The organism is Mycobacterium sp. DL99 (assembly GCF_004762045.1).
In the GTDB taxonomy this organism is placed as follows: domain Bacteria; phylum Actinomycetota; class Actinomycetes; order Mycobacteriales; family Mycobacteriaceae; genus Mycobacterium.
Window position 1 is genome coordinate 1,340,222 of the sequence record NZ_SJOM01000007.1, and the last position, 14,178, is coordinate 1,354,399.

Sequence of the window (14,178 nt, forward strand, 5' to 3'; positions counted from 1 at the left end):
TGCTACAGGCCGAGTGATTTGGCAATACTGGGCTCTGACCTCCTGAGTTCGGCGACGATCTTCTTGAACGATCGCAGTTCGCCTGCATCGAGGGCTGCGCCTTTGAGCGCAATGCCAACGTTCAATCCCGCTGAGAACGTGTCAGTAATGGTGCGGTCTCGCTCCCGACCGGCTTTCGGGTTGGAGGACTTCCGATATTCGCTGTCGGCGAGGCTGCATAGCTCGTTTATCGGTCGCTCGATCATGTGCCGCAATTGGCCAGGTAACGCAACACGCATCTTAGCCACGTTAATGTTGAACGCCTCGTCAAGATCGGTGTCAAACTCCAGACTGGCTCGCGCCAGCTTGGTGTGCTCATCGATGCTGCGAACACCAGCCCAGCCGCCCCACTGGACGAGGCGGTCGGCCCTGTAGGTGTATAGCCCCTGCTGCCGATTCCACTTGAGCGGACCGGACATGCGTTCGAACTCGGAGGGTGAGCTAAAACCATCGCGGCCAGGAAGCACGAAGCGTCGTAGCGTCACCTGTCCGGCGAAGTCGCCGTGCTCGATCTCGAACACCTGCTCTGCCAATTCCTGGGTCTGGGGTTCGCAGCGCGCAAAAGGATCCCACGGCTTTAGCTTCTGTCCGTTGACGGTAATTACTAGACGGTCTTTCCCCAGCTCACCGTTTAGGAACTTGTGGAACACCATAGACAGGTGGTCTGCAGTTTTCTGTTGCAGTGTTTCGAAGCGGCGTCGAGCCCAGCCACCCGACGCGTTCTTCGCGGGTACCACACGATCCAGATTCTCCCAGATCACCACTGTTCCGGGCGCATCCTCGAGAAGGTTTCGTGCCTTGCCGATCACGTCGGTTCGTTCGGGCTCGATGATCAACCAGTCGTCGAACTCCGCGATCAGGTCGAGATCGAGTTGACGAGCCTGGATGACCCGACGTTCAGGGGATGTTCGCGTCACCACAGTCAGGCACCGACCCTGCGACAACGAAGCTGTCTTAAGCCCTAGGCCATAGCGTCCTAGGTCACCTCGACCGTACGCGCGACGGCTACCGAACCGCATTGCCTCAGTTAGCCCGTTGATTGTCATGCCTCGGCCGTTGTCGGCGATGTAAACGCGTGACCGTTCGCCGCAGAACTCGATGACGATGTTCACTTCGGTTGCTTCAGCTGTAATGCTGTTGTCGACGAGGTCCGCAATTGCCGCACTGAAGTCGTACCCGATGTCTCGCAGCGAATCGGTCAGGCGCGCAGCTGACGGTGTGACACTGGCCATCTGTCTCGGCATAAAGGCTCCCTTTTGATTAAGTCCAGGGTCTCACGACCGACCGACAGATTTACCTCCGACCCGCCGAGCGCCCTGTTCGAAGCCGCCATATGTCATGGATCCGCTCAGCGGCGACTGCGGGATCCTCATGCTCCCACACGTGGAGAGCCTCCCACCCGAGGTCTGCGAGCTGGCAGTCTTTGCGGCGATCACGTTCGACATTGCCTTTGAGCTTCGCAGCCCACCATTCCGAGTTGTTCTTTGGTGACGTGCCGTGTTCGGGGCAACGGTGCCAGAAGCAGCCATCGACAAATATCGCCACGCGCGCCTTCGTCAATGCGATATCTGGTGTCCCCGGTATTCCGCGGAGGTGGACGCGAAATCGGAGGCCGAGACGATGCAGTTCCCGGCGAAGTGCGATCTCGGTCGTGGTGTCGCGGCGGGGCATCTTCTTCATCTGCTTGCTGACCGCTTCATTGAGTGGAACTGGGCCTGTGCCGACAGATGACGTCTCGTTTTGCACAGGGGGCCTCATTTCCAAGCTGCGGAGGTTCCTTGAGACTACAAGTCTGCCAAGGCGATTGGGAACGGTGCGTCTCCCCTGGTTGGGATTCCACGCGGTCATTCGGTCGGGCTGGCTGCTTGATGTCGCACGTGTATTCAAACCGGTACTCCGCCGACAACGGAACTGACCTCTTGAACGTATTGCGGATTATTGTCGGATATCAGCGCTACCCTCAGCCCGACTGAACCAGCCGAGAACGATCTCTGTGAACCGAGGAGTGATGACCGAAGAAGGTCCGAGAGCTCAACCGGCCGCTTGGCTTCTGATGGCTGTGGGCGACGATCGTCAGCACGGCTGCAATGATGGCTATGACGACGAGCCCAATTGCAGCTACACCTGGGATGAGACGGTTCCGAACCATGGCAAGTTGCGCGCCGGCGATCGCATTGCGTTGTGGGACAAGCATACGTTGCTTGGCGCATCCGTTATCGAGGAGATCTTCGTTGAGGACAACGTCCCAAAGGTCGCTCATCGTTGCCCCAGCTGTCATAAAGCTAATTTGAAGGCTCGCAGGAAGAAATCGCCAAGGTATCGATGTTTTAAATGCGAGGCTGAGTTCGATGTGCCAGATTCCTCCGTCCGTCTTGTTAGGCAGTACACGTCTCGACACGATGCAGGTTGGGTTGACTTGAACGGCGCTCTAACTGGCGAACAGGTTCGCAAACTCTGTTTCTCGCCCGATTCGCAACTGAGTCTGCGATCTATGAACTGGGAAGCCCTACTCGATGCAATCAAGCATCACCCGCGGTGGAGTGACGTCAGCACGTGGACTTCTGAACGACGCCAGTTAAGGGCCAGCGGTGGCCACCAAATGCGGATGACCCGTGTCAGGCTCGGCCAGACGTCCTTCAGAGCGAGCATCTTGGCCAAATATGGCCCCGTCTGCGCGATCTCGGGCGCCGCGCCAGTTGAAGTTCTCGATGCTGCGCACCTCTACAGTTATGCGGAACTAGGCACACACTACGAGCATGGAGGCTTCATGTTACGGAAGGACGTGCATTTCCTGTTCGACAGGGGAGGGATTTGCATCGATCCACACCAATTTACTGTCGACGTCCTTCCCTCACTCCGACGGTTTGAGCCCTACGCTGGTCTGCATAGTGCGCCATTGCGCGTGCCTACGATCAGCGACCCTCAACGTAGTTGGATCGCTGCGCACTGGAAACAACACCGGGGCTAGGTGTTATGGCGTCGCCTCAAACCCCGGCCCCCGCAACGGCTCTCCGAACCGCGCCCGTAACTTCAACAACGGCTCAATCGTGCGGACGGCAATATCCAGCCGCTCCTCGAGCGTCCCGGTCAACAGCACCCACGAGTGCCCGGCTGCGGTAAGCGCATCGGCGAACCAACCCGTCATCGCGGCACGGATGGCGAGATCACCTTCCCGCATTCCGTCGTCGTCCCACGGCACGCCTTCGTGATCGGTGAGCAGGTACACCGCCCGTGGCGGGGCTTCCGTCCAGGGCCCACTGGAGGCGTCGCCGAGGTAGCGGCGCTTCCAGACGCCTGTCGCAAAGGCGTCGGTGTCGCAGATCAAGACAGGTGAGCCGGTCCGGGCCGCAAGTTCTTCGAGTCGGGTCTGTTCGGGGCCGATGACATCGAAATCATGCCCATCCCACTGCAGTTCGGTGATGCCGACCTCGGGATTGGCCGCCCACTTGAGTTCGGTGTACTCGCGGCCGTACTCGCGCACACATTTCGTCGCGGCCCATGCTCCGCCGCGCGCGCCGTAGTGCTGCGTGATGCGTTCGGCCACCGTCGTGGTCCCGGTCGATTCGGCACCCACTACGACGATGCGCGTGGTCAATCCCGCCCGGGTGGCCGCGGCCAACTCATGCCATTGGCCCCCGAGATCGCGTCGTACCGCGGTGCTGCTGCCGGTGCGTCCCGTCCTCACAGCGGTAGCGTCGAGCCACCGGGCGAGCTCGTCGACATAGTCGTCACCGCTGAACACCGCATCGACCTCCGGCGCGGCGCCGGCAGCGTGCACGCCGGCGCGCATGGCGGCGACCTGAGCTGCCCACACCCGCTGGTCAGTCACGTCAACCGGTGCATCACAAGGGATTCCGGCGATCCGCACGTTCACATCGCGGTTGTGCTCCTCGCGGAGCCACGCCATCCGGTCGGCCAGCGGGATCGTCTCGACCGCCGCCGCCATCACCAGCACTGTGAACACATCGCAGCGCGCCGCCGCCGCGCGGATCGCGTCGTGATGCCCGATCCGCGGCGGATAGAACTTGCCGATCATCAGGCCGTGCCGGAACTCGGTCATCGCACCGCGCTATCTGTGGGCAGCGCAGCGTCTGCCGGTTCCAGCTCGCGTGCCCAGGCACGCAAACCGGCGACGCACAGGCCGAGGAACAACAGGTACACCGCCGCGGTGAGGATCAGCCCCTGACTGAGATAGAGCGGGATGAAGATGCAGTCGGCGGCGATCCAGAAGTACCAGGTCTCGATCCGCCGGGTGTTCAGCAGCCATTGAGCTACCAGCGACAGGCACGTCGTGACCGCGTCCAGGAATGGGGCCGCATCATGCGCGGCGGTCAGGATGACGTACAGAACCCAGGTGCCGAGCACCAAGAACACGGCGCACCAAGCCAACTCGACCCGACCGCACCGACGCACCACGGTGGTGCCCGCATCTGCCCGGCCTTTCAGCCACTGCCACCACCCGGCGAAACCCAGAGCGATGTAGAGCACCTGCAGACCCGAGGCCGCCCACAGACTGGCTGAGGTGAACAGCACGAGGAAGAACGCGTTGTTGGCGATCCCGACGGGGAAGTTGAAGATGTTGCGCCGGACCGTCAGCGCGACGCACAGGCCGCCCGTGACGAAGCCGAGGAACTCGGCCCAACTGACCGCGTCGTTGCCGATCGTGAAGAGCGCACTGTTGAGCGGCTCCACCATCCGGGCCAGCCAGTCGATCATCTGGCACAGCCTATTAGCTACGTCGTCGCCTACCTGGAGGTCCCCGATTGTCTATCGCGGCGTCCTGCGGGCCGAGGTTGCGATGATCTCCGCGGGGGTGATCCGGCTCAGCAAGCTATGCGGTGACGGCACCTGTGTTATCCGGAGAACGACATTCCGAACCAAGGGCCAGATGTCAGTGCCAAGTGCAATCATCGGACTGACGCGTGACGAAGGAAGGGGCTGCCATGACACACCCGAGCGGAGGTAGCGGGACGCGAGATGAGTCGAACCGGCAATCTCAGGTATGGGAAGCGCCGGTGCTGGACCGAAATCCAATCCTTGCGGCGATAGAACGCGTCGATCGAGATTACCCAGGCGGACTACTGACAGGATTCTCGATCTACACGAGCCGATCGCCATATGACCACGAATTCTTTGTGGTGATGTACTTCAATCCGACCCATCGGCAAGCCCCTCAGAAGCTACCGGCGGTCTACCAACTCTTCGAAGCGGTAGGAGCGCGGCGTCGGAGCGATCTCGTCGTAGAGGACCTCATCGACAAGTTTGTCATGACGTCGGTCCCCTGCTTTGAGCTGTCCAACGTCATCGACTTGCAGAAGAGTTTCATCCTGCCCAGCCGCGAGCGCCTCGACGAGCTAGGCATCACGCCTGTCGCGAATTTCAAGCGTCGCCCCAAGGTTTTTCTGAGCCACAACTCGGACAGAAAAGATGAGGTTCGCAGACTGCAGGAACAATTGCTTTCGCGAAGTGTCCCAACGTGGTTCGATGAGATCGACATCGAGTACGGTGAGACCCTGGTATCGGAAATCGAAAAAGGGATCGAGTCGTCTGGCGCCGTGATCTTCTGGTGGAGTGCGGGGTTCCTGTCGTCCCATTGGTGTACCTACGAGCTCGACGCATTTATCGACCGTGTCGCGCGGCTCGGGAAGTCAAAGGTCCAGATCCATTCAATTGTCGACCATAGCGTTGCGTCTGAACAGATTCACCGCAAGGTCCGCGAGTATCCGTGGCAAACCTTCGGCCCGCAGAGTGACATAAGTATGATAGCCACAAAGCTCGCTCCGTCACTTCTGCGCCTGGACGCGCCTTCCTGACGAGCGTTGGTCTCAATGCCTTCACGCGTGGAACCCTCGACGAGATCAACGATTCGTCGCGATGAGACTCGGCTCTCGCCTGCTGCCCGGCGCGCGATCGCTCAGCCTCAGCTCTTGACCGGCTCACGCCCCGAGATCTTCTGCGTCCGCTTGTACAGCCACAGGAGAACCAGCGCGAACCCGATCACCCCGAGGACTTCGGCGAACGTCCCGTCATTGCCGGTGAAGATCGCGAACGGGTCGTCGCTTCCTGTGCCGGCGACGAACCCGGCGAACACCACGCCGTAGAGACTCTCGCCGACGATCATGCCGGTGGCCAGCAGCACGCCGAGGCGTTTCTTGCGCTCGACGTTGCCTCCGGTGCGGTCGGCCCACTTGTTGTAGAAGTACCCGAGCAGTGAGCCGAGCGGGATGATCAGGGTCAGACTCATCGGCAGGTACATGCCCATCCCGACGGCCAGCGGTGGCAGGGAGAATCGGGTTGTCCGGGTGAGGATCTCGTCGACGATGACGATCGCCACCCCGATCGCCGCGCCCAACCCGATCAGGGACCAGTCCAGGGATCCGCCGAATACGCCTTTGGCCAGCGAGGAGATCAGGGCGGCCTGGGGTGCGGCCAGAGCGTGGTCGGTGGCGCCCGGTGCGCCCAGGAACCCGAAGGCGCGTTGCATCAGGTCGAGCACCGGCGGGATGATCGCCGAGCCGAACAACACGCCAATCACCAACGCCACCTGCTGTTTCCACGGGGTGGCTCCGACCAGCTGGCCGGTCTTGAGGTCTTGGAGGTTGTCGTTGGAGATGGTGGCCACCCCGAAGGTGATGGCCGCGACGAACAGCGTGAACGCCACCAGGGCCAGGGATCCGTCGTGCGTGGTCGGGCCGTACACCAGCTTGATCAGCAGTGCGGCGATGAGCACCGTGAGGATGCCGACGCCGGAGATCGGGCTGTTGGACGAGCCGATCAGGCCGGCCATGTAACCGCACACCGCGGCGATCACCAGGCCGATGACGAAGATGAACACCACGCTCGCCACGATGATCCCCGTGGAGCTGCCGTGCAGCACGGTGCCATGGCTGAAATCCCACAGCAGCACGGCAATTGGAATCAGCATCGCCACCACGATGCCCACCACGATGGGGAACGGGATATCGCGCTGGGTGATGTCGACCAGCTGTCCCTGCCGGCGGTCGCGGGCTGAGGCCAGCGCCTCGGTGATGCCCTTGATGATCGGGCGCAGGATCTTGAGCAGCGTCCACACCGCGGCCACGGCGATCGCCCCGGCACCGATGAACCGCACCTCGTGCACGAACACCCCGTCGATGACGTCGGCCACGGACTCGTCGGTCCCGAACGTCCCAATGGTCCGGATGGGCAGCAGCACCCCGAACGAGATGACCAGCCCGACGAGCATCGCGATGCCGACGGTCATCCCGATCAGATGCCCCACCCCGACCAATGCCAGGGACAGGCTGGCACCGAACATCGAGCCGCCGGCCCCGACCCGGAAATACGCCGCCACGTAATTGGCAAGCACCTTGAGGTTGGCCAGCAGCGCGAACCCGGCCGACACGAGTGAGCCGAACGCGATGACCCGGATCCCGACGCGGTTCTCCTCGACACCGCCGCTGCTGTCACCGACCTTGAGCACCTCGGCGGCGGCCACCCCTTCGGGGTAGGGCAGATCGGAGCCGGTCACCAGGGCCCGGCGCAGCGGGATGGAGTACATCACGCCGAGGATCCCGCCGACCGCGCACACCGCCACGGTGATCCAGTACGGGAACCCGGTCCACCAGCCGATCATGATGAGCCCGGGCAGCACGAAGATGATCGCCGAGAGCGTGCCCGCCGCCGAGGCGATGGTCTGCACGATGTTGTTCTCCACGATGGAGTGGTTGGCGAAGTTGCGCAGCAGCGCCATCGAGATCACCGCGGCCGGGATCGCGGTGGCGAACGTCAGGCCGACTTTGAGGCCGAGATAGACGTTGGCGGCGGTGAACACCAGCGTGATCGCCCCGCCGAGCAGGATCCCGCGGAGGGTCAGTTCGCGCAGCGTCGGTGTGGTGGGTTCTGCGACAGCCAACTCGGCATCCTCTCGGTTTACAGTTGCTGACTAACCGTAAGCGCTGGGTCACGGTGTCGCGGTGTGATCGACGCAGCAGCCCGAGTAGACGGTCACCCGTCGAGCTGTTTCGCTGAAGCGTGATGTGAGCCTCAAATCCGATTTGTGCGAATCCGCCGTCTGCTACGGCGAATTGCTGGCCACCAAACGTGAGCTGTTTCGCCCATTCGACGCATGCGTCAGTTCTGTCGTACGGTCGAAAACGTGGAGATGTACAACCAGGCTTTCGAATGGACAGATACCAATCGGCATTGGCTGATCGAGGTTCCCATTCGGGTTGTCGCTTACATCGTCGTCGCGTTAATCATTCGATTTTTGCTGCATCGCATGATCGACCGCGCGACCACCGGCCGGACCAAGAAGCCCCGTAGCGGAGCGATTGAGGGGCAAGCTAGGAAACCTCCGCTGCTGCGCTATCTGCGGGACCGGGCCTCGGCGACGACCAATGGCATCCGAGCGGCCGAACGTCGTCAGCAGCGGGCTCAGACCATCGGGTCGGTTCTGAAGTCCACCACGTCCATCGTGCTGCTGGTGTGGGTGGTGCTGGCGATTCTCAGCGTGCTGGGCGTGAACATCGCGCCGTTCATCGCCTCGGCCGGCGTGGTCGGCCTCGCCATCGGCTTCGGTGCGCAGAACCTGGTGCGCGATTTCGTCAGCGGCGTGTTCATGTTGCTGGAGGACCAGTACGGCGTCGGTGACAACGTCGACCTCGGGGAGGTGTCCGGGGAAGTGCAGTCTGTCGGGCTGCGGATCACCACGGTCCGCGACATCGACGGCACGCTCTGGTACGTCCGCAACGGGGAGATCGCCCGCGTCGGGAACATGAGCCAGGACTACGCCGTCGCGCGGGTCGAGGTGCCGGTCGCGTTGACCGCTGACGTCGACCGTGCCGAGCAGGTGGCCGTCGAGGCCGCGCACGAGGTGATCGCCGACCCGTCGATGGCCGGCAAGGTCATCGGCGAACCGGAGATGCTCGGTGTGCAGTCGCTGTCGGCGGACCAGCTCACGTTGCGGATGACGTTGAAGACCCGGCCGAACGCGCAATGGTCAGTCCAGCGCAAGCTTCGTCGGGAAATTCTGCGCGCCTACGACGAAAACGGCATCGACCTGCCCTACCCGCAGGGCCGCATCCACGCCGTCGTCGGCGGCCGGGATGCTCCCGGCACGTAATTGGCCGGGTCGATCCGCTTTTCACCCGTCCAGCGGTAGGCCGTCAACGTGCCACCCCTCACCGCGCTGAAGTCCACACATGCGGTGTAGTCCGTCCAGTCGTGCTGATGCTGGGGCGAACCCTGCCGCCAGTAATGCCCGTAGAACACCGGAACACCCGCCGGGTAGACGTAGCTCTGGTCGCTGTCCGACAGTTCCAGTTCCGGTAGCGGCGGGTAGGGCTCACCGGTTGTGGTGGTGAAATTTCCTCCCATTTCAGCGATGTCACGCAGCGTGCGGGCGTCGCTGTTCCACCAGCGGACCCGGGCGTTGGGCCGCGGGATGCCGTCCTTGTCGTGATATTCGGGCTGGCCACGCTCGACCAGACTGATCTCGGGTCCCTTCAGCAGGGTCTCGACCGCCCGGTAGAGCCAGTGGTTCTCATCGGTGGCCGCCACGAGATGGTCCACGTCGTGGAACGGAGTGGCTGAACCACAGTGGTTTTCGACGACCGAGATCGAATCCTGGTGCCAGCAGGCATGGACGACGCGCAGGGCGCCGAGGTCCAGCCACAGCGGAATGGTCTTGAACCAGTCCAGGTACCGCCGTCGGTCAGCACCGGTGACCTGCTCGAGAAACGCCGCGTGCTGCCTGGTGTTCTTCGCCGACCACGGGCTGTCCGGGTCGTCGTGGGCGCGAAGGTACTTGCCGCTGCCGGGCGGCCATTCGGTGTCGTAGCCCAGCGCGTTGAACTCATGGTTGCCCATCACGATCTGCGCGCTGCCGTAATCGACCATGTCCTTGGCGATCTGCAGGACCTGCAGTTGTTCTGTGCCGCGGTCGATCAGGTCACCGACGAAGATGGCCTGGCGGTCGGGATGGCGGTATTCGCTTGTACTGCTGGCTTTCCGGTAGCCGAGCTCGGCAAGCAGCGCTTCCAGTTGGCCGGCGCATCCATGTACGTCGCCGATGATGTCGTAACCCTGGACGGTGGCGTCGGTCATCTGGTGACTCCAATCTTCCGATCGATCATCAGGTTGTCGGTTCGCGCGCCGGCGGCGGGAGAGATCGAATACATCGCTGCGCATCAGAGTCGCTGCCCGGAGTCGGAGCGCGGCGCATTGATCTATCTCGACGATAACCGGGTGCTCCGACAAGTGCGTCCAAGGCGCGGAGTGCACGGCCGCTACCAGCCGCCGGAATAGTGTTTCGGGCATGCAGTTCAGTGGGGCAAGTGAGTGGGCATTCTGGGGCGGGGCGGCCATAGTGATCGCCGGCATCTTGAGCGGCATCTTCCTCAACGATCGCCGCCTCGGGCGGCGGACGTACTGGCTATCCTGGCTGGCCGGCGGACTGTTGATGATCCTCGCTGCCCGGATGCAGAACCCTGATCGGGCGCTGGGCATCGCGGGTTTCTCGGCAGCGATGTCGGTGATGATGGCGTTCTTCAGAACTCCGTACCTCAAGATCGGCAACACCATCTACGCCGCATCGAGCGGCGACCGGAGACCGGACCCGCCCGCAGACGACGGTGAGGCCGACGGGCCGGCAGACAGCTACGGAAAAATGAGTGCGCCGACGTTGTGGTGGTTGCTGGCGATCTTGGTCGGTGCGAGCGCCCTCCTCGTATGGGTCGAAGGTTGGGCCGGTTCGCCGATCATCGCGGCGGCGATCTTCGCCTTGTGCGCGGGGGTGATCGGATTTGTCGACATGGCAGGGGGTTTCCCGCGTTTCCGCCGCCAGTACGTGCCCGCCGCCGTCCTCGCCGTGGCGTCCATTCCTCTGTACTGCGCGCCAGCGCTGCTGTACCTCCTGTGCTACGAGATCGGCAGGTGGCTCAAAGGCTGAGTCCATCCCGGAAGCAACGCGACTGTGGTCCGAGGCTTGGCAGAACCTCCACCAAAAGATCATCGATCAGCGGTGCTCTGCCCTCAACGCCGATGCTCCCTGGGCGAATTCGCGCAGCAAGCTCGTCGTGCTCAAGTCCCTGGACACTGTCGAGGCCGCCGACCGCGCGGCGCTCGCATGGAACCGCCTCAGCGTCGCCTGCCATGTGCACGCCTTCGAGATGCAGCCGTCCACCACGGAGGTCGAGTGCTTGTGCGGCGTGGTCGCGTCGCTGATTCCGATCGGTGAGTGAGGTGCCTGTGACATGCGCATTTGGCCCGTGGTGGCGTCGGAACTCAACTATGCTCGCCGTATGGCTCGGGCCGGTTCGGTGCTGTTGTCAGGGGTCGTGATCGCGGGGTTCACGGGCGTCGTCACCGCCACGGTGGCCCACGCTGAACCACCGCCGCCGTGCGCTTTCACACTGTCGCCGCCCGCCGTCGTCCACGTTGATGGCGCCGACATGGTCAGCGTGACGGTCGCCCCAGCCGCGTGTGGAGCTCCGGCAGACCCCCGCTTCAGCGTGGCGTGCGTACAGCGTCAGGACAACGCCTCACCCATCCAGTGCAATCAGGGCAGGGGAGCCCAACCGGCGGAGGTGTTGACGCCCTACCGGCCCGGAGCGACCTACGTGTCCACCGGCCGGGGATGCGGCGGGTGGATGGGCATTGCGGAGATCGCCCCGCAGTGCCAGGTGCTGGGCCCGCTCTCAGCGCCGCTGTAACCGTCACGGACGGCGCCTGAACCGGACGGCCGATCTGTCGCCGTTCGTTCACCTGTGGAATCCCTGTCAGTTACCTGTGCCAGGCAGGCTCGGTCGACGCACCGGCACAACTGAAGAGGGTGGCGAATGAAACGGGCGAGAGCGGCTGCGGCAGTATCCACGGCGGCAGCGCTGATCTTGGCGGGCTGCTCCACCGAGGACGAACGGCCCGGCGACGTCACATCCCCGAAGGCGACGTCGCCGATCGACTGGAACCTGCCCGACGCGGACCGCTACCACCGCACGGCCACGTACCCGGTGTACCTCAACAAGCCGGCCGAGGATCCGGTCGACAGGGAGACCGTCGCCGAGATATCCACCGTCACCCCCGACGGCAACACGGTTATCTACACCGACGCTGCCGCCAAACGTATCGGCTTCGTCGACATCACCGACCCCGCCAAACCCGTTGGTAAAGGCACGCTTTCCCTCGCAGAGCTGGGCCACAAAGACGACCAGCCCACCTCGGTGGCGGCGGTCGGCGAGTTCGTCCTCGTCGTCGTCGACACCACCGGCGGTGACTTCGCGCATCCCACCGGGCGCGTCGACATCGTCCGCGTCAGTGACCGCACCCGCGTGCACAGCATCGACCTAGACGGCCAGCCCGACTCGATCGCCATCAGCCCCGGCGGCACCTTCGCCGCGATCGCGATGGAGAACCAGCGCAACGAGGAGTTCACCCCGCCCGGCAAGGCGGAAGGCGACCTCCCGCAGCCGCCAACTGGATTCGTGCAACTCGTCGACCTGAAGGGCGCGCCGAACACCTGGACGCCGCGCAAGGTCGACTTCGATGTCGAAGCCGCACGAAAAGCCGGGCTGGACACTCCCGAGGACCTCGAACCCGAGTACGTCAGCATCAACTCCCGCGGCCAGGTCGCGGTGACTCTGCAGGAGAACAACGGCATCGCCGTCATCGACGGCCACACCGGCAAGGTGCAGAAGATCTTCAGCGCCGGAAGCCAATCCGTCCACGGCATCGACACCAAAGACGACGGTGCGATCGACCAGACCGGCTCGATCCCGGATACCCCGCGCGAACCGGACGCCATCGGCTGGATCGGTGACGATCACGTCGCCACCGCGAACGAGGGCGACTGGAAGGGCGGTACGCGGGGCTGGACGATCTTCGACGCGGGCACTGGCGAGGTCACCTGGGACGCCGACAACTCCCTCGAACAGCTCGCCGTGCGCACCGGCCTGCACATCGAAAGCCGGGCGAAGTCCAAAGGGTCCGAGCCGGAAGGCCTGGCCATCACCAACATTGGCGGCCGGCCCACCGCGCTGATCGCCTCGGAACGCAGCAACTTCGTCGCCGTCTACGACGTCAGCGACCCCACGGCGCCGACCTTCCGGCAGATCCTGCCGACCACGCCCGGTCCCGAAGGGGTCCTGCCGATCCCGTCGCGCAATCTGCTGGCCATCTCCTCGGAGGCCGATGACGCCGAGAACCACGTGCGAGCCTCGGTCAACCTCTACGGCTACGGCGAATCCTTCGCCGCCGCAGGCAAACCGAACTTTCCGTCCATCGTCTCGGGCGACATCGATGGTGCGCCGATCGGCTGGGGCGCGCTCGGCGCGCTGGCGGCAGACCCGAAGGACGGCAACCGGCTCTACACCGCCACCGACATCGCCTACGGTCCGGCCCGCATCCTCGGCGTGGACGTGGCGCAGAAGCCGGCCCTGATCGACACCGAACTGCCGATCACCGAAGACGGCAAGCCCGTCACCCTCGACGCCGAAGGCGTCTCAGCCCGGCCTGACGGCGGATTCGTGCTGGCGGTGGAAGGCGAAGACGGGCCCGGGAACCAGCTCATCTACGTTGCCGCCGACGGCAAGATCGAGAAGCGGGTGCCGTTGCCCAAAGACATTGCGGCACAACTCGGGAGCAACGGGCTCGAAGGTGTTGCCGTCGATGGAGACTCGGTCTGGGTGGCGCTGCAGCGCGAGCTCAAGTTCGACCCGAAAGGCGTGGTCCGCATCGGGCGTTACACGCCGGGCGGGGACAAGTGGGAGTGGTTCGGCTACCAGCTGGACTCCACCAGCGCCGAGGACGACTGGATCGGCATCTCCGAAATCTCGGTCCACGACGGCGAATTGCTGGTACTCGAACGCGACAAACTCAACGGACCCGAGGCACGGGTGAAGGCGCTGTACCGGGTGACGATTCCCGAGGGCGCAGCCGCGGCGGCCGACCAGCTACGCGTCCTGCCGAAGACATTGGCCCGCAACCTGTTGCCCGATCTGCAGGCCACCAACGGTTATGCGCAGGAGAAGGTCGAGGGTGTCGCGATCGCCGGCAATCAGAACCTGTACGTGGTCACCGACAATGACGGGCTCGACGACGCCAACGGCGAAACCGTGTTTCTGGATCTGGGCCCGGTTGCCGAGGCGCTGAAGGGGTAGCGCC

At 63.6% G+C, this 14,178-nt stretch carries 13 protein-coding genes; 7 read left to right on the top strand and 6 right to left on the bottom strand.

Translation table 11 applies throughout. The features are described from left to right. Positions 1–2: 2 nt before the first annotated feature. Both EYZ64_RS06705 and EYZ64_RS06710 read right to left on the bottom strand, forming a co-directional pair. Entirely contained in the window at positions 3–1,283 is a 1,281-nt protein-coding gene (locus tag EYZ64_RS06705; RefSeq protein WP_286174669.1) for an ATP-binding protein, read from the bottom strand. A gap of 49 nt (positions 1,284–1,332) precedes the next feature. Then, entirely contained in the window at positions 1,333–1,887 is a 555-nt protein-coding gene (locus EYZ64_RS06710; protein ID WP_353653668.1) for a very short patch repair endonuclease, read from the bottom strand. Positions 1,888–2,047: 160 nt separating this feature from the next. On the opposite strand from EYZ64_RS06710, the gene EYZ64_RS06715 reads away from it, so the two are divergent. After that, positions 2,048–3,007 (top strand): HNH endonuclease signature motif containing protein, encoded by a 960-nt coding sequence (locus tag EYZ64_RS06715; RefSeq protein WP_135452766.1) that lies wholly within the window; start codon positions 2,048–2,050, stop codon positions 3,005–3,007. A gap of 3 nt (positions 3,008–3,010) precedes the next feature. On the opposite strand, the gene EYZ64_RS06720 is transcribed toward EYZ64_RS06715, so the two are convergent. Further along, entirely contained in the window at positions 3,011–4,099 is a 1,089-nt protein-coding gene (locus EYZ64_RS06720; protein WP_135452767.1) for an AAA family ATPase, read from the bottom strand. Next, positions 4,096–4,755 (bottom strand): nicotinamide riboside transporter PnuC, encoded by a 660-nt coding sequence (pnuC, locus tag EYZ64_RS06725; RefSeq protein WP_135452768.1) that lies wholly within the window; start codon positions 4,753–4,755, stop codon positions 4,096–4,098. Before pnuC ends, EYZ64_RS06720 begins: the two co-directional genes overlap by 4 nt. 227 nt (positions 4,756–4,982) lie before the next feature. Between pnuC and EYZ64_RS06730 the strand changes: the two genes are divergently transcribed. After that, positions 4,983–5,852 carry a toll/interleukin-1 receptor domain-containing protein gene (locus EYZ64_RS06730; RefSeq protein ID WP_135452769.1) on the top strand — a complete coding sequence of 290 codons (870 nt, stop codon included), beginning with the start codon at positions 4,983–4,985 and terminating at the stop codon, positions 5,850–5,852. 107 nt (positions 5,853–5,959) lie between these two features. On the opposite strand, the gene EYZ64_RS06735 is transcribed toward EYZ64_RS06730, so the two are convergent. Next, positions 5,960–7,933, bottom strand: coding sequence for an OPT family oligopeptide transporter (locus EYZ64_RS06735; RefSeq protein WP_135452770.1), 1,974 nt, complete (start codon positions 7,931–7,933; stop codon positions 5,960–5,962). A 249-nt stretch (positions 7,934–8,182) separates the two neighbouring features. On the opposite strand from EYZ64_RS06735, the gene EYZ64_RS06740 reads away from it, so the two are divergent. Continuing rightward, positions 8,183–9,142, top strand: coding sequence for a mechanosensitive ion channel family protein (locus EYZ64_RS06740; protein ID WP_502703008.1), 960 nt, complete (start codon positions 8,183–8,185; stop codon positions 9,140–9,142). Here EYZ64_RS06740 and EYZ64_RS06745 read toward each other — a convergent pair. Next, on the bottom strand, positions 9,085–10,125 hold the full coding sequence (locus EYZ64_RS06745) for a metallophosphoesterase (protein WP_135452772.1): 1,041 nt from the start codon (positions 10,123–10,125) through the stop codon (positions 9,085–9,087). The two genes, EYZ64_RS06740 and EYZ64_RS06745, sit on opposite strands and share 58 nt — an antisense overlap. Positions 10,126–10,336: 211 nt before the next feature. Between EYZ64_RS06745 and EYZ64_RS06750 the strand changes: the two genes are divergently transcribed. From EYZ64_RS06750 to EYZ64_RS06765, 4 genes are all read left to right on the top strand, one after another. Next, positions 10,337–10,969 (top strand): hypothetical protein, encoded by a 633-nt coding sequence (locus EYZ64_RS06750; protein ID WP_135452773.1) that lies wholly within the window; start codon positions 10,337–10,339, stop codon positions 10,967–10,969. A gap of 127 nt (positions 10,970–11,096) precedes the next feature. Beyond that, positions 11,097–11,261: a hypothetical protein gene (locus EYZ64_RS32340; protein ID WP_286174670.1), complete on the top strand. Its 165-nt coding sequence runs from the start codon at positions 11,097–11,099 to the stop codon at positions 11,259–11,261. Between the two features lie 60 nt (positions 11,262–11,321). Continuing rightward, on the top strand, positions 11,322–11,732 hold the full coding sequence (locus EYZ64_RS06760) for a hypothetical protein (protein ID WP_135452774.1): 411 nt from the start codon (positions 11,322–11,324) through the stop codon (positions 11,730–11,732). Between the two features lie 126 nt (positions 11,733–11,858). Beyond that, positions 11,859–14,174 (top strand): esterase-like activity of phytase family protein, encoded by a 2,316-nt coding sequence (locus EYZ64_RS06765; RefSeq protein ID WP_135452775.1) that lies wholly within the window; start codon positions 11,859–11,861, stop codon positions 14,172–14,174. Positions 14,175–14,178: the final 4 nt, after the last annotated feature.

Bases quoted from the DNA above. Each gene is read 5' to 3' on its own strand.
- EYZ64_RS06705 (WP_286174669.1), bottom strand. From the start codon at position 1,283: ATGCCGAGACAGATGGCCAGTGTCACACCGTCAGCTGCGCGCCTGACC.
- EYZ64_RS06710 (WP_353653668.1), bottom strand. From the start codon at position 1,887: ATGACCGCGTGGAATCCCAACCAGGGGAGACGCACCGTTCCCAATCGC.
- EYZ64_RS06715 (WP_135452766.1), top strand. From the start codon at position 2,048: ATGACCGAAGAAGGTCCGAGAGCTCAACCGGCCGCTTGGCTTCTGATG.
- EYZ64_RS06720 (WP_135452767.1), bottom strand. From the start codon at position 4,099: ATGACCGAGTTCCGGCACGGCCTGATGATCGGCAAGTTCTATCCGCCG.
- pnuC (WP_135452768.1), bottom strand. From the start codon at position 4,755: ATGATCGACTGGCTGGCCCGGATGGTGGAGCCGCTCAACAGTGCGCTC.
- EYZ64_RS06730 (WP_135452769.1), top strand. From the start codon at position 4,983: ATGACACACCCGAGCGGAGGTAGCGGGACGCGAGATGAGTCGAACCGG.
- EYZ64_RS06740 (WP_502703008.1), top strand. From the start codon at position 8,183: ATGTACAACCAGGCTTTCGAATGGACAGATACCAATCGGCATTGGCTG.
- EYZ64_RS06745 (WP_135452772.1), bottom strand. From the start codon at position 10,125: ATGACCGACGCCACCGTCCAGGGTTACGACATCATCGGCGACGTACAT.
- EYZ64_RS06750 (WP_135452773.1), top strand. From the start codon at position 10,337: ATGCAGTTCAGTGGGGCAAGTGAGTGGGCATTCTGGGGCGGGGCGGCC.
- EYZ64_RS06760 (WP_135452774.1), top strand. From the start codon at position 11,322: ATGGCTCGGGCCGGTTCGGTGCTGTTGTCAGGGGTCGTGATCGCGGGG.
- EYZ64_RS06765 (WP_135452775.1), top strand. From the start codon at position 11,859: ATGAAACGGGCGAGAGCGGCTGCGGCAGTATCCACGGCGGCAGCGCTG.